Source organism: Dolichospermum sp. UHCC 0260, assembly GCF_009711985.1.
In the GTDB taxonomy this organism is placed as follows: domain Bacteria; phylum Cyanobacteriota; class Cyanobacteriia; order Cyanobacteriales; family Nostocaceae; genus Dolichospermum; species Dolichospermum lemmermannii.
In genome coordinates this window covers 1-26,113 of the sequence record NZ_VIKZ01000023.1, presented here as the reverse complement: position 1 = coordinate 26,113, position 26,113 = coordinate 1, and the positions used below count along the sequence as shown (strand labels likewise).

20 protein-coding genes and 2 pseudogenes are annotated in these 26,113 nt (G+C 35.0%); 12 read left to right on the top strand and 10 right to left on the bottom strand.

The features are described 5' to 3' along the window. Nucleotides 1-125 precede the first annotated feature (125 nt). From FJR08_RS23620 to FJR08_RS10890, 7 genes and pseudogenes are all read left to right on the top strand, one after another. Nucleotides 126-946: pseudogene (locus tag FJR08_RS23620) on the top strand (beta-ketoacyl synthase N-terminal-like domain-containing protein); the annotation flags it as partial. Then, the gene (locus FJR08_RS10915) at nt 923-3,166 is read left to right on the top strand and encodes an acyltransferase domain-containing protein (protein WP_371415554.1); all 2,244 of its coding nucleotides are present in this window, start codon (nt 923-925) and stop codon (nt 3,164-3,166) included. The pseudogene FJR08_RS23620 and the gene FJR08_RS10915, both read left to right, overlap by 24 nt. Before the next feature lie 35 nt (nt 3,167-3,201). Beyond that, entirely contained in the window at nt 3,202-6,573 is a 3,372-nt protein-coding gene (locus tag FJR08_RS10910) for an SDR family NAD(P)-dependent oxidoreductase (RefSeq protein ID WP_168633171.1), read from the top strand. 415 nt (nt 6,574-6,988) lie between these two features. After that, on the top strand, nt 6,989-8,296 hold the full coding sequence (locus tag FJR08_RS10905) for an ABC exporter membrane fusion protein (RefSeq protein ID WP_168633170.1): 1,308 nt from the start codon (nt 6,989-6,991) through the stop codon (nt 8,294-8,296). 41 nt (nt 8,297-8,337) lie between these two features. After that, nucleotides 8,338-9,507, top strand: coding sequence for an ABC transporter permease DevC (gene devC, locus FJR08_RS10900; protein WP_168633169.1), 1,170 nt, complete (start codon nt 8,338-8,340; stop codon nt 9,505-9,507). A gap of 36 nt (nt 9,508-9,543) precedes the next feature. Beyond that, complete coding sequence (locus tag FJR08_RS10895) at nt 9,544-10,251, top strand: DevA family ABC transporter ATP-binding protein (protein ID WP_168633168.1); 708 nt, start codon at nt 9,544-9,546, stop codon at nt 10,249-10,251. 42 nt (nt 10,252-10,293) lie between these two features. Continuing rightward, nucleotides 10,294-10,527, top strand: a pseudogene (locus FJR08_RS10890) (carotenoid oxygenase family protein); the annotation flags it as partial. 82 nt (nt 10,528-10,609) lie between these two features. Here FJR08_RS10890 and FJR08_RS10885 read toward each other — a convergent pair. Next, the gene (locus FJR08_RS10885) at nt 10,610-11,386 is read right to left on the bottom strand and encodes an alpha/beta hydrolase (protein ID WP_168633166.1); all 777 of its coding nucleotides are present in this window, start codon (nt 11,384-11,386) and stop codon (nt 10,610-10,612) included. A gap of 285 nt (nt 11,387-11,671) precedes the next feature. Then, nucleotides 11,672-13,168: an HlyD family efflux transporter periplasmic adaptor subunit gene (locus FJR08_RS10880; RefSeq protein ID WP_168633165.1), complete on the bottom strand. Its 1,497-nt coding sequence runs from the start codon at nt 13,166-13,168 to the stop codon at nt 11,672-11,674. A gap of 366 nt (nt 13,169-13,534) precedes the next feature. Here FJR08_RS10880 and FJR08_RS10875 point away from each other — a divergent pair, with 366 nt between their 5' ends. After that, complete coding sequence (locus FJR08_RS10875) at nt 13,535-14,437, top strand: alpha/beta hydrolase (protein WP_168633164.1); 903 nt, start codon at nt 13,535-13,537, stop codon at nt 14,435-14,437. Between the two features lie 87 nt (nt 14,438-14,524). Here the strand turns inward: FJR08_RS10875 and FJR08_RS22980 are convergent, their stop codons facing one another. From FJR08_RS22980 to FJR08_RS10860, 3 genes are all read right to left on the bottom strand, one after another. Then, the gene (locus tag FJR08_RS22980) at nt 14,525-14,893 is read right to left on the bottom strand and encodes a hypothetical protein (protein ID WP_174783066.1); all 369 of its coding nucleotides are present in this window, start codon (nt 14,891-14,893) and stop codon (nt 14,525-14,527) included. A gap of 114 nt (nt 14,894-15,007) precedes the next feature. Beyond that, nucleotides 15,008-15,244, bottom strand: coding sequence for a DNA-directed RNA polymerase subunit omega (locus tag FJR08_RS10865; protein WP_015079483.1), 237 nt, complete (start codon nt 15,242-15,244; stop codon nt 15,008-15,010). 20 nt (nt 15,245-15,264) lie between these two features. Further along, nucleotides 15,265-15,600 (bottom strand): hypothetical protein, encoded by a 336-nt coding sequence (locus FJR08_RS10860; protein WP_015079482.1) that lies wholly within the window; start codon nt 15,598-15,600, stop codon nt 15,265-15,267. A gap of 163 nt (nt 15,601-15,763) precedes the next feature. On the opposite strand from FJR08_RS10860, the gene FJR08_RS10855 reads away from it, so the two are divergent. From FJR08_RS10855 to FJR08_RS24015, 3 genes are all read left to right on the top strand, one after another. After that, entirely contained in the window at nt 15,764-16,552 is a 789-nt protein-coding gene (locus FJR08_RS10855; protein WP_168633163.1) for a TIGR01548 family HAD-type hydrolase, read from the top strand. A 73-nt stretch (nt 16,553-16,625) separates the two neighbouring features. Beyond that, the gene (locus tag FJR08_RS10850) at nt 16,626-18,011 is read left to right on the top strand and encodes a cytochrome P450 (RefSeq protein WP_015079480.1); all 1,386 of its coding nucleotides are present in this window, start codon (nt 16,626-16,628) and stop codon (nt 18,009-18,011) included. Between the two features lie 52 nt (nt 18,012-18,063). Beyond that, nucleotides 18,064-18,189 carry a hypothetical protein gene (locus tag FJR08_RS24015; protein WP_256369719.1) on the top strand — a complete coding sequence of 42 codons (126 nt, stop codon included), beginning with the start codon at nt 18,064-18,066 and terminating at the stop codon, nt 18,187-18,189. 60 nt (nt 18,190-18,249) lie between these two features. Here FJR08_RS24015 and FJR08_RS10845 read toward each other — a convergent pair whose 3' ends face one another. After that, complete coding sequence (locus FJR08_RS10845; protein WP_168633162.1) at nt 18,250-19,536, bottom strand: glycosyltransferase; 1,287 nt, start codon at nt 19,534-19,536, stop codon at nt 18,250-18,252. A 157-nt stretch (nt 19,537-19,693) separates the two neighbouring features. Here FJR08_RS10845 and FJR08_RS10840 point away from each other — a divergent pair, with 157 nt between their 5' ends. Then, nucleotides 19,694-20,167 carry a TspO/MBR family protein gene (locus tag FJR08_RS10840; RefSeq protein ID WP_015079478.1) on the top strand — a complete coding sequence of 158 codons (474 nt, stop codon included), beginning with the start codon at nt 19,694-19,696 and terminating at the stop codon, nt 20,165-20,167. 119 nt (nt 20,168-20,286) lie between these two features. On the opposite strand, the gene FJR08_RS10835 is transcribed toward FJR08_RS10840, so the two are convergent. The 4 genes from FJR08_RS10835 to glyQ all read right to left on the bottom strand — a co-directional run bounded on the left by FJR08_RS10835 (nt 20,287) and on the right by glyQ (nt 26,035). Continuing rightward, entirely contained in the window at nt 20,287-22,641 is a 2,355-nt protein-coding gene (locus FJR08_RS10835) for a ComEC/Rec2 family competence protein (protein ID WP_168633161.1), read from the bottom strand. 106 nt (nt 22,642-22,747) lie between these two features. Further along, nucleotides 22,748-23,236: a DUF4079 domain-containing protein gene (locus FJR08_RS10830; protein WP_148761625.1), complete on the bottom strand. Its 489-nt coding sequence runs from the start codon at nt 23,234-23,236 to the stop codon at nt 22,748-22,750. Between the two features lie 338 nt (nt 23,237-23,574). Then, nucleotides 23,575-24,669: an SMEK domain-containing protein gene (locus FJR08_RS10825; RefSeq protein WP_168633160.1), complete on the bottom strand. Its 1,095-nt coding sequence runs from the start codon at nt 24,667-24,669 to the stop codon at nt 23,575-23,577. A 481-nt stretch (nt 24,670-25,150) separates the two neighbouring features. After that, nucleotides 25,151-26,035, bottom strand: coding sequence for a glycine--tRNA ligase subunit alpha (gene glyQ, locus FJR08_RS10820; protein ID WP_148761621.1), 885 nt, complete (start codon nt 26,033-26,035; stop codon nt 25,151-25,153). Between the last annotated feature and the right edge of the window lie 78 nt (nt 26,036-26,113).

Below are 26,113 nucleotides of genomic sequence, written 5' to 3'. Positions count from 1 at the left end.
AGATTCGTTTTTTTGTCAATGCGTAAGTCCCAGTAATAATAGCCAATCCTTAAACTTTCATTAAGTATTCCTATTGTCTAGCATTGATGATATGATAACCTACATACAGATAAAAGTAAGTAATTATGAGTAGTAATAAGAACTCACATTCAAATATTGCTGTAATAGGAATGGGTTGCTGCTATCCCGGAGCTAAAACTTTATTAGAACTTTGGGAAAATATACTTACCCGTAGACAACAATTTCGTTCCAATCCAGATGTAAGATTACCTTTATCTGAATATTATGATCCAAATCCCCAAACACCAGATCATACTTATGGAAGTCGGATGGCTGTGATTGATGGTTTTGACTTTGATTGGCGCAAACATCGCATTCCTAAAAGTACCATAGATTCTACTGATATAGTGCAATGGTTGGCTCTTGATACAGCCATGAAAGCATTAGAAAATGCAGGTTATTCCCGTGAAACAGTACCTACTGAACTAACAGGAGTAATTTTAGGCAACACTTTAACCGGTGAACAAACCAGAAGTTCTGGACTGAGATTACGTTGGCCTTTTGTAAGAAAAACATTACGTGCATCTGCTCAAGCTAAAGGTTTACCTCCTGCAACTATAGAAACTCTTGTAGAAACTATGGAAAAATTTTACAAGTCTGTTTTTCCTCCCATTACCGAAGATTCTTTAGCAGGTGGACTTTCTAATACTATTGCTGGAAGAGTATGTAATTTCTTTAACCTTGATGGTGGTGGTTATACGGTTGATGGTGCTTGCTCTTCATCATTAATTGCAGTAGCAGACGCTTGTACAAAGCTCATTAGTAGTGAATTAAATCTTGTCTTAGCGGGGGGGTAGACGTAAGTTTAGACACATTTGAACTGATTGGTTTTGCGAAAACTGGTGCTTTAACTGCTAGTGATATGACAGTTTATGATAAACGTGCTAGTGGTTTTCTACCGGGTGAAGGTTGTGGTTTTGTGGTGCTAAAACGTTTAGAAGATGCTCAACGTGATGGCAATTATATCTATGCTACTATTAATGGTTGGGGAATTTCTTCTGATGGTAAAGGTGGAATCACAGCACCTTCTAAAATTGGTCAATCAAAAGCATTATTAAGAGCTTATCAAAAAGCTGGTTATAGTCCTCATACTCTTAATTTTATAGAAGGACATGGAACTGGAACTGCGGTAGGTGATAGGACAGAATTAGAAGGTATTGCCTTAGCAATGAGTCAACATGGTGAAATTGTACCTCGTTCAGTAGGAATGACCTCGTTTAAATCCATAGTTGGACACACAAAAGCAGCTTCAGGAATAGGTGCTTTTATTAAATCAGTAATAGCAGTCAATCAAAGAATTTTACCACCCACGGCAGGTTGCCAAGAACCTAATCCAATATTTGATACATCTGCACAATGTCTTTATCCTGTTTTAACTGGTGAAATTCGCAACCCTAATGAAACATTAAAAGCGGGGATTTTTGGGGCAGGTTTTGGTGGTATTAATTGTCATGTAGCAATTTCCTCTGGAGATGCACCTGCTAATCATCTGAAATCTTCTGTTAGAGAAGCATCTTTATTAGTATCTAATCAGGATACGGAAATATTTATCATGAGTGCGTTTTTTGTAGAAGATTTGTTAGAACGCATTCAAATATTAATTGAGCTTGCTCAAGGTATGAGCATAGCAGAAATGGTGGATTTAGCTGCTAAACTTGCTCAAGAAAATCAAGATTCTTTACCTATACGAGCGGCAATTGTTGCCCATAATCCTACTCAATTATTAGATAGTCTTGTCAGAATTAAGCAAATACTGAATAATCATTCATTAACAAAAGGAGAAGTAATAATTTCCCCGAGAAAAGATATTTATATTGCCAATCAAATCAAAGGTGATCGCATAGGGTTTTTATTTCCCGGACAAGGTTCAGAAAAGTTAAATATGGCGCGTATTTTAGTACAACGCTATGATTGGGCAAAGCAATTAGTAAATCAAGCAGATGAATGGCTGAAAGAAATAGGAATTGCACCCATTAGTCAATTTATTTATTATTCTTTAGAACGTGCTATCAATCAAGAAGAAATTAAAGAATGGTCACAATTATTAGCTTGTACAGAGTTTGCTCAACCTGCTTTATGTCTGACTTCTTTAATATGGATACGTTATTTGGAAAATTTAGGTATTCAACCAGTAGTAGTAGGAGGTCATAGTTTAGGAGAATTAATTGCTTTTTATAATGCAGGTGCTTATGATGAAAAAACCTTAATTTGTTTAGCCGCAATGCGCGGTCAAGCTATGTCTGCATCTTCAGAAAATGCAGGTAGTATGGCTAGTTTAGCTTGTGATCAAGTAACAGCAAAAAGTATTTTATCACAAGTTCAAGGTTATGCAATTGTGGCTAATATTAATAGTCCAAATCAAACTATAATTTCAGGAGATCGCTCTGCTATAGACGCAGCAATTACAATTGCTAAACAACAAAATATTCAGACTCATTTATTACCAGTTTCCAACGCATTTCACTCGGAAAAAGTTAAAAATGCGGCTGAATATTTACAAAATAATGCAACAATTCCAGAACAACTTACCAATCTTGCTGTACCTTTATTTTCTAGTATTAATGGATTAGAAATTAAAACAGGAATTAATTTGCAAGAACATTTTGCTAATCAAGTAATTTCCCAAGTTGATTTTATATCACTTGTAGAAAATATGACTGCTAAATGTGACTTGATGGTAGAAGTAGGATCAGGAAGGGTACTATCAGGATTAGTTAGTAATATTTCTAATATTTGTCAGTGTTTTCCCTTAGAGTCAAAACCTGGAAATGATTCAGATTTAAACAGCTTTTTAGCTTATTATTTTGTTCATGGAGGTAATATTAAATGGGAAGAACTTTACAAAAATCGTCTGGTTCGTTCTTTTATTCCCGCAGCAGAAAAGATTTTTATTGACAATCCTTGTGAACGTAATTTTAATGTTTCCATTGATTATGAAAATCCAGAACAAATATTAGATAAAAAAGTGGGTTTTCAAACGATGCCATCACAACTTGCAATAAATAATGAAGAGTTAGAAACTTTACTCTCTAGTTATTTAACAGAAAGAGGAGCTTTTTTAGCTGAATTGATAAAAGCTGATTTGGAATCTTTACCATTTTTCTAAAATACATAAACAAAACAATTATCAAAGAGAAAACCATGAAAAATTCAACTAATTTGGAAAATCGGTTTAATAAACAAGAACTACTGGAAGTTTTAACTCGATTACTTGCACAACGTAGTGGTTTTTATGCTAAAGTCATTCTTGCTGATTTAGGGAATTTAGGCCATTTACAGGGAAGTTTAGAATCAAAATCAAACATTACTTCATCTTCTCATCAAGATAAAAAAGAACCTCTACAATTATCAATTTTACCAATTTCCGAATTACCAAGTAGTCAAGTAGTTGAAAGTAAACCTGTTAAAATACAGGAACAAATACGGGAAAAAGTAGTAGAAATTGCGGCAGAAAAAACGGGATTAGCTAAAGAAGTAATTAAGTTAGAATACCGTCTTTTAGATGATCTAAATCTTGACAGCATCAAAGCTGGTTCTTTAATGGCTGAAATTGCTAAAACATATCACTTGGAAGGTAAATTTGAACCTTCAGAATTTGCCAATAGTACCTTAGCAGAAATTATCGACAATATCACTACTTATCTGGAAGAATCATCTATCCAAAACAGCAAAATAGAATCAGAAACTACCCATTTATCATCTTATATCAGTAGTTTTTCTGTGGAAATTATCAAAGCAGAATTAACAACAGATGTTAGAGACACAGTTGAAAAAATAGCAATTGCTTGCATCAAATCTCATCAGAAATTAGCTGAAAATATAGCCCAATTATGGGATGGTTTTAATATACCTGATCGCTTGTTAATTTTAATCCCAGAAACATGGGAAAATTTAACAGAAACTATAGAAATATTGACAGATGTAGCTCAAAAAACTGCTGGAAAAATCTGCGAATTAGGATTTATTCAATTTGGCAATGGTTATTTTTCTCGCTGCGAAAATAATGATCGACCTACTTCTGTTTTTAGTGTAGCTTCCTTTGCTGCAAGTTTACATTTAGAACGTCCTAAGCTGAAAATCCGGGTTTTAGAATTTGATCACAGACTGTCTTTGGAGATTATTAACCAGAAAATAAAAGCTGAATTTACCACAAGCGATAATTATAGTGTAGCTGGTTATAATTATGAAATGCAAAGAAGTCAAATGGTTTATGACTTAGCACAGAAAAAATCACAATCAAGAAATGTTAATCTCACATCAGAAGACGTAATTATCGTTACAGGTGGTGCTAAAGGAATTACGGCTGAATGTGCTATTGCTCTTGCTGAAAAATATCACTGTAAAATGGCTTTAGTTGGTAGTTCTCCTGTCAATGATGAAGTACAAAATACTCTCAAAAAATACGCAGATGCTCAATTAATAGCTAAATATTACTCTTGCAATATTACTGACTTAAATGCAGTCAATCAACTGATTCAAAAAGTAACAACTGAATTAGGAATTATCACAACAGTAATTCACGGAGCAGGTACTAATAAACCTCGGAGAACAGAACAAGTATCTTCTAGCGAAGCATATCAAGAAATAGCACCTAAATTAATTGGTGCGTGGAATTTAATTACAGCCTTAAAATACCATCAATTAAAATATTTTATTGCCTTTACTTCTATTATTGGAGTTACAGGAATGTTAGGCAATAGTTGGTATGCTTTTTCTAACGAAACGGTAGATTTATTATTAAGAAATCTCAAAAAACAAACAGGAACAGAGACAATAACTCTAGCCTATAGTGTTTGGAGTGAAGTAGGAATGGGTGCAAAAATGGGCAGCACTAAAACATTAGCTAATATGGGAATTGATGCTATACCTCCCCATCTTGGAGTAGCAGAATTTTTGCACTGGATAGAAAATTGTGCAGACGATCAACAAATTGTTATTGCGGCTAAATTAGGTGGTTTAGATACTTGGAAACGTAAAAATTATAACTTCCCGATTGCAAATCGTTATCTGGAAAAAATAGAGTATTTTGAACCAGGAATAGAGTTAATTGTGCGTTGTTCTCTTAATCGTCAAAATGACCTTTATGTGAATGATCATAACTTCAATGGTTCGCTATTATTTCCTACAGTATTTGGTTTAGAAGCAATGACACAAGCAGCATCTTATGTCACAGGAATTACTAATATCAATTCTGTCAAATTAGAACATATTTCTCTTTTACGTCCTATCGTAGTACCTGAAAATGGAGAAATCAAAATTCAGATTTACGCTAGAGTCGATGGAAATAAAGTTTTTGCAGCTATTTCTACCGAAGAATCTAATTATAAAACTCCTCATTTTTCAGCAGAAATTACTTTAAATCACAGCAATGAAAAGCTAACAAAAAATTTGAATATACCCAATGAATCTTTACATCTTGAGTCAAAAACAGATATCTATAGTTGGCTACTTTTTCAAGGTTCTACCTATCAAAATATTGACAAGGTTTATCTGCTTAATTCTGATCAAGTAATTTTGTCAACCAAGGGTTTTTATACTGATACTTCTGAAATTTGTTTTTCATCTAATAAATTAGCTCCTTTTAGTTTAGGTAGTCCACTTTTGCGTGATGTCCTGTTACAGTCTGGTCAACTTCCCCTCACACAAAATGTTTACCTACCTATCAGTATAGAGGAATGGCAGATTTTTAATATTCAAAATTTCTCCACCAGAGGTTTTGTAGAAACAACAATTCTTAAAGTAGAAGATAAGACAGCGGTTGCCGATGTAGTCTTTGTTAATGAGAATAATGAAGTTATAGAAAAGATTTTCGGCTATCATGTTAAATCACTTAAACCCACTCCTGAATATCCACATCCAAAAGATATTGGCGATCGCTCTTTCATTGAAAATAAAATTATAGAAGGCTTCAAATCCTATGAACATTTATTGACAGATAAACCCCAGTTAATTGTTTACAAATATTCTGAATTATTTAATAGTCTTGACAGTGAAACTCGTCATCAGATAGAACAACAAGTATTTACCGAAAAATACGCTTCTGTTAACGGAATTGATCAAGAAAAAATAACTTGGTTAGACAGTGGAAAACCACAAATTGCTAACAGTAATTTACAAATTTCTATAGCTCATAGTCGCACCTTATTGTTAATGACTATTGGGCAAAATATTCAAGGTTGCGACTTAGAATTTGTGGAACAAAGAACACTAGAGCAATGGCTAGATTTACTCGGAAATCAGTATCAAACTTTATTGCAGGAATTTAAAAATTATGATGATACTCTTTGCTCTTTTGCTACAAGATTATGGTGTGTCAAAGAGTCAATTTTCAAAGCTACGGGTATTTTTCCCCAATTAATTACAGTAGAAATGAAAAGCCAAAAAGGAGTTATTTTTACTGCTCAAGTAGTGAATAATTCTTTTCATGTTTTAACATTTCCTGTGAATATTTGGCACAAAAATATCGTTATTGTAGCTAGTTTAGTTCATCGACAAAACCTCGTCCTGATCTAGAATTTGGGCTTTGCGTGATCATAAAAGTGCTAAACCAGTAGCTTGTGAATTACCAACAATAATCCAGGATTATTTCCAGAAATTATTGTAATCAATCAATGTGGGACAGGCATCTTGCCTGTCACAATTCAAAAATACAGATAGGATGCCTGTACTACAGTAAAAGTAACAGAGGTAATCAAAAATGAACCCACAAAATCAACAACAAATAGAACCTTCAATTAACAATAATTACGATATTATTATCATCGTAGCAGGATTAGGAGGCTTAACTACGGGTGCAAAATTTGCATAGGTTTGCAGGAACTATTATAAGTGGTTATTTATGTGCTAGAGAAGTTCATAAATTTCTCAATATTAAAATACAACTTAAAGGTATATTAAGATAATAACGCAATTAAAAACGTGAGAAAATATGAATTTACAACTATTCAATTCTTTCAAAAAGAGCGGTACAACTACCTTAATTATGGCTATAGTTAGTTTAGGGTTTGTAACGGCGATCGCCTACTCTATAGTTAAAAAACAGTTACCGACTAAGACATCTTTACCAACTTCTTCACAAAATCAGAATCTTCCTCAAGCAATAGCAGCTTTAGGATATTTAGAACCCCAGGGAGAAGTCATTCAACTATCAGCCCCCGCTTTTATGGAAGGTGCAAGAGTTAAAAAACTTTTAGTTAACCGTGGACAACAAATAAACGCTGGACAAATCATTGCAATTCTTGATAATAGCGATCGCCTCACTGCAATTTTAGAAGAAGCTAAAACAAATGTTAAAGTTGCCAATGCCCGTTTACAACAAATAAAAGCTGGTGCAAAACAAGGCGAAATTACTGCTCAAAAATCCAAATTTCAAGCAACTCAAGCCGAATTACAAGGACAAATTACCACCCAAAAAGCCACCATTGCTAGTTTAAAATACGATTTAGAAGGGCAAAAAAATACTCAAAAAGCTGTCATTCAGAGAATTGAATCTGAATTAAAAAATGCTCAAACAGAATGTAGTCGCTATGAAAATTTATATACAGATGGTGCTGTTTCCACTTCTCAAAAAGATAACATTTGTCTGCAAAAAGAAATCAAAGAAAATCAACTAAAAGAAGCAAAATCAACTTTAAATCAAGTTATTACCACTAAACAGGAACAAATTAATCAAGCTACCGCAAATCTTAATCGTACTATTAACACAGTTAGTCGTCAAATTAATCAAGAAAAAGCAACTTTAGCCGCAGTATCAGAAGTAAGACCTACAGATGTAATTTTAGCAAATACACAATTGGAAGCTGCACAAAAAGCCGTCAAAACTGCTCAAGCTAATTTAGATTTATCCTATGTTCGTTCCCCTCAAAATGGGCAAATTATTAAAATTCACACTTGGCCAGGTGAACTTATTAGTAATAAAGGCATTGTTGCGATTGGTAATACTCAACAAATGTATGTCACAACTGAAATATATGAAACCGATATTAATAAAGTAAAATTAGGGCAAATTGCCACCATAAAAGCTGATGGTATTGTTGAAGGATTAACGGGGATTGTGGATGAAATTGGCTTAGAAATTAGTAGCAAAAATGTATTAAGCACAGATCCAGTAGCAGACGCAGATGCTAGAGTTGTGGAAGTAAAAATTAAATTAAATCCCCAAGACAGTATCAAAGTTTCTCGGTTGACTAATTTACAAGTTAATGTCATTATTAATCCTGGAAAAACTGATAATTAATATCTTGTTTAATATCTCAATCATCACTCATAAAATCAATCATGTTTAACAAACTACCAACGGCTTGGCTACAACTAAGATATCAAAAAATTAGACTAATTGTCGCCCTTTCTGGCGTAATTTTCGCAGTAGTTATTGTTTTTATGCAGTTAGGTATTCGTGATGCTTTATTTGATAGTGCTGTTCATTTACATCAAGGATTAAATGGAGATTATTTTTTAATTAGTCCTCGTAGTACCGCTTTAATTGCTATGGAAAGTTTTCCTGAACGTCGTTTAACTCAAACTTTAGCTTTTCCAGAAGTAGATTTTGTTACTCCAATTTATTTGGGTTTTGGTCAATGGAAAAATCCTCAAACCAGAAATAATTGGCGGAATATTTTTGTTATTGGTTTTGATATTAGACATCAAATTTTTGATTTACCAGGTGTTCATGAAAATATAGATAAATTAAAAATACCCGATAAAGTATTATTCGATCAAGGTTCAAGAAGTGAATTTGGTCCAGTTGTTGATGAATTTAAAAAACAAAAAACAGTAAATACTGAAATAACAGCTAGTGGAAATAATCGGAAAATCACAGTAGCTGGTTTATTTCAATTAGGTACATCTTTTGGTTCAGATGGTAATTTAATCACCAGTCATTTGAATTTTCAAAGGATTTTTTCTAACCGTAAAAAAGGCATAATAGATATTGGTTTTATTAAATTAAAACCTGATGCAAATTTAGAATATTTTGGTAAAAAACTTAAACAGTATTTACCCAAAGATGTGAAAATTTTAAGTAAACAAGAACTTATTAACTTTGAAAAAAATTACTGGCAAACTAGCACAGCAATTGGCTTTATTTTTAACTTAGGAGTTGCATTAGGAATTATTGTGGGAATTGTCGTTGTTTATCAAATTCTTTATTCTAATGTTTCTGAACATTTACCTCAATATGCTACATTAAAAGCCATTGGTTATCGTAATAAATACCTCCTATCAATGGTATTACAACAAGCTGTTTTAATTGCTATTTTAGGCTATATTCCCGGCTTTCTCATTGCCATAATTCAATATCATTTTACAAAAGCAGCTACTCTTTTACCTATAGTTATGACTTGGGAAAGAGGAATATTTGTCTTCATCGCAACAATGTTAATGTGTTTTATTTCTGGTGCAACTGCCGTTGCTAAATTAAAATCTGCCGATCCTGCTGATATTTTTTAATAGTTTTTTAACAGTTTTGAGGAGTTTTAACTAGTTATGAACCCAAGTATAAAAATTGAGGATTTAAACCATTTTTATGGCGAAAAAGAATTAACAAAACAGGTATTATTTGATATTAATTTAGAAATTAAAGCAGGAGAAATTGTAATTTTGACAGGTCCTTCTGGTTCAGGAAAAACAACTTTACTTTCTTTAATTGGTGCTTTACGCTCAGTACAAAATGGTAGTTTACAAGAATTAAATCAAGAATTATATGGAGCAAGTGAAGAGCAATTAGTCCAAATACGTCGTCATATTGGTTATATTTTTCAGGCACATAATTTATTACCTTTTTTAACAGCAAGAGAAAATGTACAAATGTCCATAGAACTTCATGAAAATATTAGCAAAAAACAAGCGATCGCTAAATCAGAAGCTATACTAAAAGAAGTTGGTTTAGGTGAAAGAATAAACTATTATCCTGATAATTTATCTGGAGGACAAAAACAAAGAGTAGCGATCGCTCGTGCTTTAGTAAGTCATCCTAGCATAGTTTTAGCAGATGAACCTACAGCAGCATTAGATAAAAAAACAGGTAGAGATGTAGTTAATTTAATGCAAATTTTAGCCAAAGAGCAACATTGTACTATTTTACTTGTTACCCATGATGATCGAATTTTGGACATAGCTGATCGTGTTATTCACATGGAAGATGGAAGACTGGAGAAGAATACAAATTTATTGGTGACAAACCAAAAACAATAGTAACCTTGAGAAGGTCATAACTTGTGTTTTTACATTCATATATCCCAAACCCATGAATTTGGCAAAAATCGTTATGGGGGAGAAGCAGTATTTGCACCAGATCCTAATTCTACAGTAGAAGACAAAGGATGGCTGGTAACATTTATTTATGATGAAAATTCCCAAACATCAGAACTCGTAGTTATCAACGCGCAAGATATCACCAGCGAACCGATAGCGCGGGTAATGATTCCTCAACGTGTACCCTATGGATTCCACGGTATTTGGATTTCCTAATTGAGTAGGTTGGGTTGACGTATGTTACCCAACATTGTCATTATCAATTCTTTTGTTGGGTTGCGCTGTCGCTTAACCCAACCTACTTGGTAGGATTTTTCTCAACTAAATCAGCAAACTTTTTTAATATTTCCCAATACTTTTCTCCCGCAACAAAAGATAAATCATTATGACTGGCTTTTTCTACCCAAAAAGAAAGTTTGGGAGATGATACAGCAGCAAATAATTTTTCTCCATGACTAAAAGGAATAATTTCGTCAGTTTTACCATGAATGATCAAAACTGGACATTTTACTTTTTTGATTTTTGCCAGATTCGTAAACTTATCAAAAGGTAAAAGTGGCACAGGAACAACTACCCGAAAAATAGAAGTAAAGCTACTTTCAACTATTAACCCACCTACAGGTTTTTTTGATGCTAAATCTACGGCTGAACCACCACCAATGGAACGCCCAAATACTATAATTTTTTGGGGAGGAACTTTTAAAGTTTGAGTTAAATAATTGTAAGCAGTATTAATGTCTTGATAAGCAGCTTTTTCTGTAGGAGTTCCTTCACTTGTTCCATAACCCCGATAATCATAAGCAAAGACACTAAAACCCAAATCTCGGATTTTTTCTAACCGTGATTTAATATATCCCAAATCTTCAGCATTACCATGAGCATAAAGAATAGTGTATTTAGCTTGAGGATTTCGTAAATAAATTGCCGAAATATTTTTATCATCTCCAGTTTTTATTTTGAGAATATCTTGATTATCTTGATAACTAGATGGTTGAGGCACAAAAATCATGCTGTCAGCACGAAAATAAACATAGACAGCAAAAAATGCGTAAATAAAAATTAGAGATTTTAACATTCGCTTCCAGGTTAAGTAGGTTGGCGTTGAAAATTGTCGTTGGGGCAAGGGAACAGGGAACTCTTAACTGGGAACAGGAAGAGAGTTTTGGGCGATTTTACTTTTCTTCACATACCTTTAAATTTTTCAGTTCACCTACTTAAATCACCAATAAGTAGTTTTTTAAATTGCTGTTTATCCATATCTTATTTCTATTTCGCGCTCAGATGCAAAAGAAGGAAGACAGGAAAACTGCATTTAAACAAAAACTCCTGTCTTTAATCATCCTTAGATGATTTGTGTCCATTATCTCACAGAAAATGCCTCGCTAAACCGTCGAGTAATTGGTTCAATAATGAATGTCAAAACTGATTTTTGCCGGGTGACAATTTCGGCGTTAGCAGCCATACCTGGATTAAATTCTACCTGTTGTCCGCGCACATTTAAAGAATGTTTACTTAACTTAATCCTTGTCGGAAAAACCAAACCTAAGTCTTTATCAATTACGGCATTGGGACTGATTTGTAATACTTCACCTTCAACTACACCAAATTCTTGAAAGGGAAAAGTGGCGATTTTGACTTTTGCTTTCATTCCCTGGTTAATAAAACCAATATCACGGTTAAGAACTTTTACTTCTAGGAGCATTTCTTCTCCTTCTGGTAAAATTGATAGTAGTTCTTCTCCAGATTGTACTGGACCTTTGGTAGCTTTAATTTTGTAAATTGTGCCGGCAACCGGGGCTTTGATAGTTTCTCCGTCTTTTTGTTGTCTAGCTTGTTCTAATTGACCAGCAACAGTAGTTAATTCTTCTTTGCGTTTGTTGATTTGGGTGAGAATTTCACTTTGACGTTCTGAGGTTAACCGGATATTTTGATTACGCGCTGTTTGATAAGCCTGTTCTGCTTGATTAATTTCTTGAAATTGAGCAGCCGCGTCTTTTTCTAAAGAAGCAATTTTATCTTTCGCTTCTGTTAAATTATTTTGATTTTTAGTAATTTCATCGGAATTTCTGATAATATCTGCATTAGCACGATTTAATCTTTCTTTAGCATCTAAATAATCAACTCTCGTTAAAGCCCCTGGTTCAACCAAGGTACGAAGATTTTCTTCTCGTTGTTGAGCAATAGATAAATTATTATCTAACATAGAACGGAGACTTTTGACATTCTCTAAGTTTTTTTGAACATTGGTAAAACTGACTTTAGCATTTGCCAAATTTTCTTGTAAGCGACTCAAACGAACTTTGGCTTGATTAAGTATTGATTGTTGACGTTTGGCTTCTGCTGCTGCTGCTGCTTGTTTGGCTTTATAGTCTAATAACCGGGAGTTTAAAAGTTCATCTTGCAAAATTGTTCCCGCAGTTTTTCCTCCAGAACGTTCAGCTTGTAATCTTTGTAAATCATCTTCAATTAATTTACTAGATTTAGCTAGACGGTTAACATCAGTTTGTTGAAAATTGGGGTCACGTTGAATGAGAATTTGATCTTTAGTCACGCGATCGCCTTCTTTCACTTTCACTGCTAAAATAGAACCATTACCCAAAGCTGTCACTGGTCTAACTTGAGTAGAAGCAATTAATTCTCCTGTTGCTGTCGCTACTTCATCAATTTCTGAAAAATGCGCCCAGGAAATTGTTCCAAATATCACAAAACTCATTGTTCCCGCTAATAATCTTGTGTAAAGCGGTGGTAATTCCTGTACAGCTTTACCCAATTCATAGGATAATTGTTCTTCTGGTTTAGCAAATCTCTCTTTCGTTTGACGCGCTTGCACAGCATTTGCAGCTAGGGAAAATTTCATAATTTGTCAGTTTTGTTAGTTGTTTTTTTTATTGAGTGATCCCAATTTCATGTAAGCCTAATAAAACTAATTTCTCAAGGAAAAAAGGCTTAATCTGGTAATTTTGTGAAGCTGCATTAAGAATTAATATGAGCAATAACTAATTACTAAATGTTTAATATTAATCTATTTCAATATCAAATATTGTCATGTAAGTTACTACTTTATCCAGATCCCCGACTTCTTCAAGAAGTCGGGGATCTATTCTATACATAATAGTTTTTAGAGAAATTATCTGTATTTCTTCCTACAGTTAGAAGCAATTTTATCTACAATATACGTTAATGAGCTAGTAGCTTACTGGCGAAGGAAGTAAAAATTAACTTTATGATTGATCACAGCGACACAATTGCATCTCGTCAAGAAGGCAAATTTCCAGGTGTGGGTGGACTTGATTTATATTACCAAAGTTGGCATCCTGGAGGTGAAGTCAAAGGAATCTTAGCCATTGTCCATGGACTCGGAGGACACAGCGGACTTTACAAGACCATAGTTGAGCATTTGTTACCGAAAGAATATGCTATCTATGGTTTTGATTTACGTGGTCACGGACGTTCATCTGGTCAAAGAGGTTATATTAATACCTGGGCAGAATTTCGTAATGACTTGCAAAGTTTCCTCAATTTGATTCAACAACAACAACCAGGATGCCCAATTTTTCTATTGGGACATAGTATGGGGGGAGTGATTGCATTAGATTATACTCTTCATTATGTACAAAATAAATCTGAGTTGTCAGGTGTGATTGCTTTTGCACCCAGCATTGGTCAAGTAGGAGTACCGCTGAGTCGTGTAATTTTAGGTAAGTTACTCTCCCAGGTGTGGCCGCGTTTTTCCTTGAATATTGGCTTGGATTTTAGCGCAGGTTCACGAGATCAGAAAATTTTAAATTCCTATACTCAAGATAAATTACGCCATACTCTCGCTACTGCTAGGTTATCTACAGAGTTTTTTACTACAGTAGATTGGATTCATACTCACGCTGAAAAATGGCAAATACCTCTATTAATTTTACATGGTGGTGCTGATAGAATCGCTTTACCAGCAGGAAGTGCAACTTTTTATCAAAATGTTACCTATCCAGACAAGTTAAGAATTGAGTACCCTGGAGGCTATCATGATTTACACTACGATATTAATTATGTTGAGGTAATCACTGATTTAGTTAATTGGATGGATAAACATTTACCTGCTGCGGTAGTACCATTAAAATCAGTGAATAATCAATAATAGGCGGTAAATAATTTAAAATAGAGATGTTCCAAATAACGTCTCTATGAGAATTTCCAAAAATACACATTGATATTTCATAGATGTCTAATGGCTAGGAATACGAAATAGATAAAAGCCAGCAAGTGTAAAAATGAAAATCGTAGTTGCAGAATAAACAATTACATCTTTCACTAAAAAGGAAATCCAATCTTTTCTCAATTCTTGTTTAAACTTGAGTTCTCGTAATTTACGCTCAAGCTCTATATCTTCTTTATCAGGTAATCTGGTATAAGGACTAATCTCTAAATCATCAATCAATTCTTCTGTAGGATTTGCATTTTGCCAATTATCTAATGGAGAATTAGAATCAGCCAAGACAATTGGCAAATTATCCTGATTTTGATTTTTGATCTCTTTTCTAATTACCTTTTTGACAATTTTGACGATTAAAGCTTCTAAATTTTTATCCGCCATATTCTAGTAAAGTAAAATATTTTAATCATGAAGACTCAAAATAAATTAGTATTTTCTTCATTATCCAAAATACCGCCAAACCCTTGACAGGTATGACGGTGATTAGTTTACCTTTTATAGTTCCCCAATAATTTCTGGCTGATTTAATTCATCAGACATTTCAATAATTGCTCTGAGAACAGGCTTCATTATGGAATCTTCGTTATTTTCAAAATCTTCATAACGTCGCCGTTTAGCACGATTTGCAACTTGTACCGTAATGCGATAGCGATTTGATGCAGCACTAATTAATTCTTCTGCACGGTGCATGATTTGAGACTGAGTTGTCTCGAACTTAGAACGTTTAAGCATAATTGATAACTCTGGAGATTCTATCCCAGTTTACTCGGATTTTTCAATTTTAGAGATGGAAAGGAAAATGATCCTTGGGAAATTTGCCTAACTAAGAGAATCAAACTGAGAATTTGGCGCATTTGTTGAATTTGCTGTTTAAGTATTTGGTTCTCTAATCGGAGATTGCGAATTTTTTCTTTACCGATATAAATATTATCTGGTACTGTATGTAGGGCTGCATAACTAGCACGTTCATATTGATTAAATGTATCTGTTATAAATGCTAAAGTATCTTTTGCTTTTCGTAATTGTTGAGCTAGATAAAGGAGCATGAGGGAAATAAGGATATTAATCAGGACAACGATAGTTACCATTTTTATGTTGTTTGCCACTGATTTAATCAAAATTGTAGGTCTATTATATCAGCATTGTCACTTTTTATCTGGGGATCTTTTTTATTTTGAGGCATGACGCTGCTGAAAAAATCAAATAGGATTACTATAGAATTTTATAAATCATCCTTTGCCAATTTCTTCCATGACCGAAAACACAAAAGCAATAGTTATATTTGATATAGACGGGGTTATCCGTGACGTGAGCGGTTCATATCGTCGCGCTATCTCCGATACAGTAGAGTATTTCACTACCCAAGCCTATCGTCCCACACCTGTAGACATTGATCACCTCAAATCTGAAGGAATTTGGAATAACGATTGGGAAGCCTCCCAGGAATTAATTTACCGTCATTTTATCAGTCAAGGACAGCAGCGGCAAGAAATACAATTAGATTATGCCAACATAGTTACTTATTTTCAAAGCCGTTATCGCGGTACAGATACCAAAAATTGGAATGGCTATATTTGTCATGAACCTTTATTAGCGCAGCCGAGTTATTTTCAAGAATTAACAAAATCTGGTATTGCTTGGGGTTTTTTTAGTGGTGCTACTCGTTTGAGTGCTAACTATATTTTAGAAAAACGTTTGGGTTTACAATCTCCTGTTTTAATTGCTATGGAAGACGCACCTGGTAAACCAGATCCGACTGGACTTTTTGCTACTATTAATATATTAGAAAATGGTAGTAATCAAAAACCAACAGTTGTATATGTAGGTGATACGGTAGCAGATATGCACACTGTGGAAAAAGCAAAAGCTGTAGATAATTCTCGGACTTGGTTAGGTGTAGGAGTTTTACCTCCCCATGTTCAGGAAACAGTAGAAGGATGTGAAGCTTATACACAGAACCTAATACAAGCTGGGGCAAAGATAGTGTTGAATAATGTCCAAGAATTAACAATTAGGACAATTTCTAAATTAGAATTGTGATCTCATTAAATGAGATTTTTTTCATTAACTACCCGATATTCATGTAATTTGTAATCATAGGAAATTCATCAAAATGTCTAATTTAAAACTACCTGATGGACCAAAAACCCACCCTTGGATACAGACATATCAATGGTTAAAAGATCCTTTGGGATATATGGAAGAATGTGCTAAAAACTATGGTGATATTTTTACTTTGAGAGTTGGTCCAGTTTTCACTCCGCAGATATTTATTAGCAACCCCCAAGGGATTCAACAAATTTTCACCACAGATACCAAACAGTTAGATTCCGGTGAACCAGCAGGAGTTCAAGCCCCTTTATTGGGAAGACAATCTTTATTAGCATTAGAAGGGAAACCTCATCAACGTCAACGTAAATTATTAACTCCTCCTTTACATGGAGAAAGAATGTTGGCTTATGGTGATTTAATTAGCGAAATTACTCAGCAAGTTACTAATAAATGGCAAATTGGACAAACATTTAATATCCTTTATTCTATGCAAGAAATCTCTTTTGAAGTGATTTTAAAAGCTGTATTTGGTTTACAGAATGGCTCACATTATGAGCAATTGAAGACATTCTTATTAAAGATTCTCAATCCTAAACAACCTTTTTTGCGAGCCATGATGTTAGTTTTTCCATTCTTGCAAAAGGATCTAGGTGCGTGGAGTCCTTGGCACAAATTCTTACAGTTAAAAGCTGAAATTGACGAAGTTATCTATGCGGAAATTAAGGAACGTCAAGAAAAACCCGATTCATCTCGCAGTGATATATTATCTTTGATGATGGCTGCTAGAGATGAAAATGGTCAACCTATGAGTGATGTTGAATTACGAGATGAATTGATTACTTTATTGATAGCTGGTCATGAAACTACTGCAACTTCTTTAACATGGGCGCTTTATTGGATTAATCATGTCCCACAGGTACGAGCAAAATTATTGCAAGAATTGGATAATTTAGGTGAAAATCCAGATGCGAATGAGATTTTTAAATTACCCTATTTAAATGCTGTTTGTTCAGAAACATTGCGAATATATCCGGTGGCCATGTTGGCTTTAAATAGATTGGTAAAATCACCCTTTGAGTTGATGGGTTATAATTTAGAAGCAGGAACTATTGTTATTCCTTGTATTTATCTCACTCATCATCGAGAAGATTTATATCCTGATTCTCAACAGTTTAAACCAGAGCGTTTTTTAGAACGGCAATTTTCTCCTACTGAGTTTGTACCTTTTGGTGGTGGAAATCGTCGCTGTATTGGCATGGCTTTTGCTTTATTTGAAATGAAACTTGTCTTGGCAAATGTGCTATCTAATTGGAATCTAGAATTGGCTGATACTCAACCAGTACAACCGGCACGGAAGGGGGCTTTATTGGGTCCATGTGGGGGTGTGAAAATGATTGTGAAGGGGAAAAGAGAGAAAAATCAGCCTATTTTGCAAAAAGCGCGTTAGTTCAGGGTAGAGTTTTTTAGTAAAATAACCTGTTGTTAGGGAAGCATTTACCATGAAAGACGTTTTAAGTTTGACATACGAAATTATAGAAGGAAATGGTTATGTTCTCATTCCTGATGTGTTAAGCCCAACGCAGGCAGAAGAAGCTAGATCAATGGTACTTACTGACTTGGATTAGAATTCAAGTCAGCTTTGTTTGAAGATATTCAAAGAATTAGGGCAGATACTTGGAATTAGATCAAGATTCCTTTATTGTCGCTAAAACAGGCTTACCAGTAGATACAGCCTGTTCGACAATATCAATTGCTCGCTTTGTTCCCCCTGATTTCTGAATTGCTGCTTGCAACCTAGCAGCATTCTTTTGATAAGAATCTTCCGTCAACACCTTTTTAATAGCAGTCCGCAAATTATTAACATTAACTTTCTTCACAGGAATAGCTTCCCCACATCCTGACCAAACTATCCGCGAAGCTACTCCTGGTTGGTCATTAGCAATGGGAATAGCTACCATTGGTACACCATTCGTTAAACATTCCAATGTGGTATTCATTCCTGCATGAGTAATAGTTAAATCTGCTTTTTCTAATAATTGTAATTGTGGTGCATAACGAACCACTAAAGGATTTCCTGCTATTCCTTCGAGAACTTCAGGATTAGCCGAACCACCCAAAGAAATTACTAATTGTGCATCTAACTCTTGACAAGCTGCGGCAATATTCTGGAAAACTGGTAACAACCGATTTTGTAAAGTTCCCATTGAAGCATAAATTAAGGGTTGTCCTGTTAATTTATCAAAGGGAAAATCAGCAACTTCCCTACCAGTTGCACTATGATATGGTCCGGTAAAATGAAAGCAATTAGGTAAATTTTGTCGAGGAAATTCTAATTCAGCAGGTTGTTGACTAATTTGAGCTAGTTGAGAATAACGTTGATTTGGGTCAAAGTATGCAGGTAAATTTTTATCTCGACGATAGCTTTCTATTAATTCTGTGATAGGTCGAGTAGCCCGATTTAATAATTTATAACCTAATTTATTACGCAGTTTTGCCCACAAAGCTGGACTATAAGACCAATTTGTCATGAAGGGGGGAACACTTGGCTCTCGATTTAAAACTACAGCACTACAAACAGTAATAAAGGGAAGACCAGAAACATCTGCAATAGTCCCTCCATAGGACATAGTTTGATCTATTAATAGTGCTTCTATACCTGCGTCCTTGATAGCTGTTGGGGCATCCCTGAAGGTAACATTAGTAATATCTCTAAAAATAGAGATGGTATATTCTAGTGCTTTCTGTCCGCTTAATTCTCCTAATTTATCAAAAGATGCTTTTGCTGAACCCAGGGGACATTCAGATTCACCAATAACTTTAAATTCTAAACCGGCTGCTTGTGCTTTGGATTGGGCATCAGGAATACCAATTAAGGTAACACGATGTCCACGCTGTTGTAGTTCTTTTCCCAGGGGTAGTATTGTGTTCCAATGTCCAGTTGAGGCGGGACACATTAAGCCATAATGAGTCATAATCGTGTTTTCTCCTTATTTATAATGATATATACCAGAAAACTGCCCCATAGATTCAACGCAGATCACTGTAGTAGGTTTGGATCTATGTTCATAATACTTTATTAGTGTAATATCATTGCGTCAGACTTTCCCCGAAGTCAACACTAAGGAAATAATGATTAAATCTTGGATGATAATTGGCAGTATCGCATTCTTAGTAGGCTTTATCGGTAACTGGATTACACCCAACCAGAGTCAATGGTTTCGGCATTTACAAAGACCCAAATGGTTAACCTTTGAATCAGTAATTCCCCTGATTTGGACTATAATTTTTATCTGTGGTGCTTGGTCAGCTTACATCATTTGGGAACACAGCCCAAATACTGATATAACCCGTTTAATGATGGGTTTGTACCTACTACTAGAGATATTTACTATAGCTTACAGCCCTGTAATGTTACGTTTTCGCAGTCTCATCGCTGGTACAATCCTCGGTGGTACAGGATTACTCATTTGTCTGTTAATCACACTTGCAGTCTTATCAGTATCCTTCTGGGCAGCATTACTATTATTGCCCTATTTACTTTGGAGTCCCATAGGTACATACACCACATGGCAAATGAGTCGTCTTAATCCCCAAGATGCTTAAGCAGAAAAGTTGAAAGTCTCTTTGTGTTTGACTTTCAACTTTTGATAATAGATTATATCTCTTTCTTCCTTTGCGTCTTTGCTCCTTAGCGTCTTTGCGCGAAACAAAATCAAGATTTATTACAAAACAGAAGATTTATTTTCTGTCGTCTGAATGAAAGTTTGAAAATTCCCATTGGGTGTCCATTGAATTGCACCATCTTTGCCAGTCGAGAAAAGTTTTGTTTCTCCTTTACTCAAAGAAGATAATACTTTACTATCTAGATTATTAGCAGGAGCAATCGCTATTTGTGGTTTGAGTGCTAAAACTAAATCCTGCAAAGATTCTGATGGACACCATAACACCTGGGGAGAAGATAAATCCCCACTCTTAATCAATTCTGCAATTTGTTGAGACTTAATATTTCCTACCAATAACCAATTCTGATTAAAAATTTGTAACTTTAAAATCGGTACTTCATCATTAATTAATTGTGCTGTAATTGTCGGATTATTTATAGATTGACCAACTGCTAAATTTTGATAGATTCCTTGCTGTTTTTGCAGTTCCTTTTGTAGTAATTGAGTTGCAATATTGTCTCCTAACTTAGGAGTATATTCATATAAATTCTTAATTGGTAAACTTTGCATAATTTCCAACCAAGCATCATTGGTATAACCAGGAAACTTACTAGCGATCGCCCAATTAATTTGATTTATTCCTTGCTGCCTTAAAAATGGTAAAATAGTAAATCTACCAGTCCCTTCATTCCCCCCATTAATGACCGTAATATTCCCCCGATCTTGAATTACTAAAACAGGTTCATTTTTAGTATCTAACAAAGTAATTCTCACCAAATTATTAGCAGAATGCCAACTAGGAACAAGTATCAAAACAACTGCAATTAAACCTGCAAACCACCAACGTTTTTGCCACCACCGGACTAACCAAACTAAAATAATTAAAAGATAGATAGTCAACATTTGCCAAATTGATATACTACCAACTGGTATCTGGCTTCCTGGTAAATGATCGAAAAATTCCACCATTTGAATTAACCAATGGGTGGGATAATATAAAAAACTGGCTAAAGTGCCACCTAACTCTGGTGAAATTAAACTTACCAAACCGCCAATCATTCCCCCAATACTAATGATAGAAATAAATGGTGTCGTCAAAATAGTCAGAGGTATACTATAAACTATAATCACACAAGCAAAATCCAGCAATCGAGGTAAAGTCCAAATCGTTGCTGCTAGAGGCACAGAAATTAAAGAAGCGATCGCAGGAGGTAGCCAATCTAAACGTTGAGTAATAGATGATGCAGTGACAACCAATCCCAAAGTCGCTAAAAAACTCAATTGAAAACCTAAATTCCAAATCCACAAAGGATTAAACAACAATAATAAAGTAGCCGCTATTAACAAAGACCCCAACTGCTTAACATTTCTTTCCAAAGCCAAACCCAGCAAAGCCGCAAAACCCATAATTTCCGCTCTTAACACCGCAGGTTCAAAACCTACTAAAAACAAAAACACAATTAAACTCAAGCCACCCAGGGTAATCTGCGTCGCTTTATTTGTACGTCTTGTTAGCTGTAAAACTACACCTAAAATTAGAGAAGTTTGAAACCCAGATGCAGCTAAAGCAGGAGCTAAACCTGTCCTGACAAATAAATCCCGGATATCATAAGGTAAATCAACGGCTTTACTACCTAAAACCATTGCACTGACAAGGGGACCTTCAGGAACACCTAATAAACGAGCTTGCGATCGCCCAATTTTCTCACGAACTTGCCACCATCCCCAAGGACGTTCATCATCAAGAATATTAATCTGTCTACCAATTAAACCCGCAAAAGTCCTCTCCTGCCGCAGATACTTCTGAAAATCAAAACCACCAGGATTGGAAGCCGCTGTAGGTTTATACAAAAATCCAGTCACCGCAACTTGTTGTCCGGGATATAAACCAGTAGATTGCAGTATCGGTACAGTCACATATAACCTACCCGTCACCCCCTTGCTACTCCCTAGAGATCCTGTAACACTCTTAACTTCATCCAACTGAGTCACTGCTAACCAAAATTGTCCCCGTTGACTACGAGTTATCCGGGGATTACTATCCACCAAACCGCGTACAATTACCAATTGTTCAAGATTACTATTATCCCCAGCCGCAAATTGACTAATATCTTTGATTCCCGGTTGAGGGACTCGGAATTGAAAATAAACAGTAGCCAATAAACCCACAACACCAGCTATTAACCATATTCTAGGATGGGGAGTACCTGCCCAGTTATTAACTACTGTTTTCTGTTTCGTAACGGCATTTTCTTTTTTGAGAGCAAATTGCCGCAAATTAGTATATATTCGGCGAAACAAAACCGCTCCCACCACACCCAATAGCAAAATCCATATACCGCCCCAGGGAATTGCGGTAAATAGCAAACCCAAAATATAACTAAGACAGATAATTATTCCACTCGTCTGCATCATAAATCAAAATAATTGCCAAAGCGCCCAAACCAGAAAATATAGCATCAATATTTAACTTGCTTTGGAAAGATATAATTTATCTTTGGTGACTTTGGCAATAATAACATCACAAAGAAATGCCTAAATTTAACCCTAATACAGCATGAACAAACATAATCAAAAGAGTTGTAGACCCTAAATAAGCATGAACTGCACGCAAACCAGCTTTATTTCCAAAAAATCCACTTAGAGAAATTACACCATTAATTAACAACAGTATTAGTACCAGTGAACCCGTCCAAAAATGAGGACTTTCAAACAGTGGTTTTTGCTGCATCACTAAAGATAAAATCCCACCAGTATATCCACCTGCCAAAAATACAAACAACCAAGGAGCTAATTGACGATGAGCATTACGGCTTTGAATAGCTGCATCCTTATCCTTCCCCTCCAGCAACTTTCCGCGCCAACCCGTCACCCCCACAAAAGTCCCTACCACAAAAATCACAATTCCCATCATCGCTGGATGTCCCCAATGCACAATCGCTTCAGGGACACCGAAGGAACGAAACCAAGCTGCAATCGGTTCTAATAATTGACTCAATTTATCTGCCATTTTCTTTACCTTTCTTAAACTTAACCAAGTTTAACTTATTTATTGCTTAAGTAATTTAACTAGCTTTTAATCATACTCTAATTCCTTAATATGATTGCTGCAAAAGCAAACAACACATAATTTCAGGTATAGCAGTCATCATAACGATTAGGATATGGATTACCTTCTATGCGGGAATTACACCCTATATTTTGTCCTAACTACCTTGTCCGTTGCCGTAACCCTTTTTTGTCAATTTAGGGAGGAAAAAATAATTCCCTAATTTTGAAATCCAGCTTTGTTAAAGGTTTCAATATTTTATTTATAATGATTTTTTGTTAAAACTACCCAATTAAAAATTAAAAATCACTAAAGTTAAGATTAACTATAGGTTTTTGATAACCGATATTTTTATTTTCTATAAAATCTACAAAATCTACAATAAAATTGTCACAAGTATAATTTTCAGCATTACCCGGAATACGAATTTGATATGAAGATTCAGTCCATCCTGTATAATGTTCTTCACGAATAGGAGTAGGTTCATTCCAATATATAAATTTATGCTTTGCAAGCAATCTAATTTCTCCATCAATATCACTGTATCTACAGATTCTTTTCAGTCTATCTCCATTAAAGCGATAAAAGAATTTACTACTTGATGTGTCTAAAGAATTTTCATCCCTCCTTTCAAGAAGAAAAGCGTAAAATTCTCGTGTTATACGAGGTAGCTTTGCAAGTTCTTTTGATAAAAAGTAAAATGCCTGTGTTATGTCATAAATTGAGTAATAATCATCTGCTTCTAATCCTTCATTTTTCAATTTAGTTATGTGATATTCATGATAAACTTTAAGTGCATTTTCATGAAATTTCGGTTTTGCGATTGGCTCAATATAGTTTTTGATACTTGTAGAAAATTCACCTTCTTTATTTGGTATCTCTAACTCTATTTTTACCTTGACAATTTCTTTCTTTATATACTGATGAATAGATTGTAAAGTATCAAGATCGAGGATAATTGCTTCTTGGCAAATCTTATTTATATCCCAAATATTTTCTTTCTTAAAATTGAATTTATTCCAGAGTTCTTCGTTTGGTGTGTATTTTGTTTGCTTGTAGCCAATTATTAATATAGTAATTTCACTGTATGCCATTCTGTCTTCATCTAAAATAGTCTCCAGAGTATTATTAATCTTAGTCGATGTTTTTTCCGATGTAATTTGAAATGCCCTCCTTTTTAAAGGATCACCTAAATCTAAACCAGGTGCATTGCTTCTTTCATTATTGAGATTTTCTAAGTGTAAATCAAGTAATCTATTCAATATTTCTTTAAAGAAATCCTCAAGATATTTATTTAGGTCTGTTAAGTTTAACTTGCATCTGTTATCAACTTGGTGAGCAATATTTGCTAGTTCATCTATTATTTCACCTATAAAATAACCTCTAGTAATCACGTAGTTCTCCTAATTTTTTACAAAGTCAATCAATTCTAACTAAAGCGTCCATTATTATAAACATTACCATGCTATAGCAGGTGACAGTGCTGAAAGTCTTTTATTTTCTAGGTTGTAGCATTTGTTTATGTCCTAACCGCTTTATCCATTGCTATATAGGACTTGCTGAAAGAAAGTAAAAGCATTGATAAATAAAGGTTTACAGGATTTTACAAGCAAAAAAATGCAAGATTATTAACAATATATGTTTAAAACCCTTGCATTTTAACTAAAAATAACTGCGTAAATTCGAGGGCTAATTGCTCACCTCTTCTCTTCCTTCTTCCTTCGTGTTCTTCGCTCCTTCGTGGTTCATTAGCTCCTGATTCGATGACTCCTAACCTTTACGAAAAGACTTTTATGGATTACGCCACGCTACGCTATCGGCAAGCTATGTATATACGTTACCAGCTTTGAAGCCTGGTAACGCTAAATCAGATTTCTATTTCGTACCAACAGTAGCTGTCAGCAATGGAAAACCCAATTTTTCTCTTTGCTCAACATATAAATGAGCTACTTTCTTAGCCAAATGCCGAATCCTAGTAATATAACGAGTGCGTTCCGTCACCGAAATTACCCCTCTAGCATCAAGCAAATTAAAAGCATGAGAACACTTAATCACATAGTCCAAACTAGGTAAAACCAATCCTCTTTCCGTTAACTGACTAGCCTCCTGCTCATATAAACCAAACAAAGTCAGCAACATCTCAGGATTCGACGCTTCAAAATTATAAGTACACTGTTCAATCTCACCCTGAAGATGAACATCACCATAAGTAATGTTATCCGTCCACTGAATCTTAGTAATAGCCTCAACCTGCTGGAGATACATCACCAATCGCTCCAACCCATAAGTAATCTCAATAGATACAGGACGGCAATCAATACCGCCACATTGCTGGAAATAGGTAAATTGAGTAATTTCCATCCCATCTAACCATACTTCCCAGCCAGTACCCCAAGCCCCCACCGTCGCATCTTCCCAATTATCCTCCACAAACCGAATATCGTGGTCTTCAGGACGAATCCCTAATGCCCGTAAAGAATCCAGATAAATTTCCTGAATATCATCCGGTGAAGGCTTAATCAAAACCTGATATTGATAATAATGCTGAAACCGATTCGGATTTTCGCCATAACGTCCATCAGTAGGACGACGACAAGGTTCAACATAAGCCACAGCCCAAGGTTCAGGACCCAAAGCCCTCAAAAAAGTATGAGGATTCTTAGTACCCGCGCCCTTCTCCATATCATAGGGCTGGGCAATCAAGCAGCCACGCTGTCCCCAAAACTGATGCAATACCGCTATTACCGACTGAAAATTCACTATCTACTCTTCCTTGAGTCAACAATTCCTAACCCATTGTGGACTAAACCCAGCATAGTGAGCAGTTTTCAGGCGAAT